The organism is Xanthomonas sp. SHU 166, from assembly GCF_000364685.1.
Taxonomy (GTDB): Bacteria; Pseudomonadota; Gammaproteobacteria; order Xanthomonadales; family Xanthomonadaceae; genus Xanthomonas_A; species Xanthomonas_A sontii.
In genome coordinates this window covers 1-1,706 of the sequence record NZ_AQOJ01000745.1, presented here as the reverse complement: position 1 = coordinate 1,706, position 1,706 = coordinate 1, and the positions used below count along the sequence as shown (strand labels likewise).

Annotated in this window: 2 protein-coding genes and 1 pseudogene; 2 read left to right on the top strand and 1 reads right to left on the bottom strand. The window is 72.5% G+C overall.

Going from position 1 to position 1,706, the window contains the following annotated elements:
* A pseudogene (locus tag D180_RS24680) lies at positions 1-125 on the top strand (HutD family protein); the annotation flags it as partial.
* A gap of 132 nt (positions 126-257) precedes the next feature.
* Positions 258-950, top strand: coding sequence for a response regulator transcription factor (locus tag D180_RS17325; RefSeq protein WP_017913796.1), 693 nt, complete (start codon positions 258-260; stop codon positions 948-950).
* 165 nt (positions 951-1,115) lie between these two features.
* Here the strand turns inward: D180_RS17325 and D180_RS17320 are convergent.
* Positions 1,116-1,706, bottom strand: a 591-nt coding sequence (locus D180_RS17320) for an FAD:protein FMN transferase (RefSeq protein WP_017913795.1), incomplete at its 5' end; no start/stop codon positions are given.

The following is a 1,706-nucleotide window of genomic DNA, read 5'->3' as shown; positions in this document are numbered from 1 at the left end:
TGCCGCCATTGGCGGCCGGCGACAGTGCCTGGTTGGCCGCCGATGCCAGGCGCCGCTTTGCTTTGAGCGGGGGCGGGGAGGTGTTGGCGATGCGCATCGAGGCCCTGCCGACGCCGGCGGACTGAGCCCGCTCCACCACGCGCGCGGCTCTTGCAGCGTCGACGCCGACCGCGTCCAATGCGCGAACGCGGCCATCCGGGCCGTACAGCGGAAGCCGACAGGTGCTCTCGGACAACAGGTGGTTGGCGAAAATTCTGGTGGCGGACGCGGACGCGGTCTTGCGCGACCGGATTCGCGATTACCTGGCGTGTTTCAACCTGCAGGCCCACGACGCCGACAGTGCGCCGCACCTGCAGGCGCAACTGGCGGCCGGGCATTACGACGCGGTGGTGCTCGATGCCGGCCTCGACGGTGCCGAGGGCCTGCGCTTGTGCCGGCAACTGCGCGACCGCGGCGATATCGCCATCGTGATGATGGCCGACCGCGCCGAGCCGGTGGACCGGGTGATCGGGCTGGATCTGGGCGCGGACGACTTCCTGGTGCGGCCGCCCGACCTGCGCGAACTGGTGGCGCGGCTCAACGCGGTGCTGCGTCGGGTGCGCGCGACCCAGCCGCCGGCAGCGGCGCATGGCGGCTGGCAGGTCGATGCCGCGCGGCACCAGGCGGTGGCGCCGGACGGGCGGACGATCCCGCTGTCGCCCGGCGAACTGCGGCTGATGGCGGTGTTCCTGGAGCAGCCGGGCGAGGTGCTCACGCGTGAGACGCTGCGCACCGCGCTGGGTGACGGCGAGGCCAGCATGCCTGCGGGCAGTCGCGGCATCGATCTGCAGGTCTCGCGGCTGCGCCAGAAGCTCGGCGACGACCCGCTGGTGCCGCAATGGATCCGCACGGTACGCGGCAAGGGCTATGTGTTCGAGCTGCAGCGCATGGGGTTGCCGGCGTCGCGCTGATGGCGCGACGGCGTGGCGTTCCTGGCGTCGTCGCGGCCGTAGCCGCCACCGTAGCAGTGGCGGTCGGGTCGCGGCGCGTTGTCCGGAACACGCCGGCGCCAGGTCTCGCGCGGTGCCCTGGTGTTCTCCCGGCCGCGGCTCATCCAGCAGAGTGCCGCGCTCAGCTCAGCCCCTTGCTAACGCCGCGAAGCCGCTGCTGAGCCGTTCCTGCACTGCGCCGTCGTGGCGCACCAGGAAGCGCACCGCCAGTCCTTCGCGCTCGGCGCAGGCCAGCCCGGCTTCCACACCGAGCACGCTCAGGGCAGTGGCCCAGGCATCGGCACGCATGGCATCGGCGGCCACCACCGTCACCGCGGCCAGCGTCGCGGCGATCGGTCGGCCGCGACGCGGATCCAGTAGGTGTCCATAGCGTCGTCCGTCCTGTTCGAAGTGGTGCCAGCGGTCGCCGGAGGTGGCCACCGCCAGGCCATCGACCGCGAGCGCGCGCGGCGATGCATCGCCATGCACCTCCTCATCCGCAGCGGCCTCGATCAACACCCGCCACGGCTGCGCGTCCGGCTTGCGGCCGTAGCCATAGAGATCGCCGCCGACCTCGACCAGTGCGCTTTCCACGCCATGCGCACGCAGCGCCGTCGCCGCCAGGTCGACGCCGTAGCCCTTGGCGATCGCCGACAGATCCAGATGCAGCCCGCCCGGCTGGTGCCAGCGGCCTGCGTCGTCGACGTTCAGCCGGCGCCAGTCGCCCGCGGCGCGGGC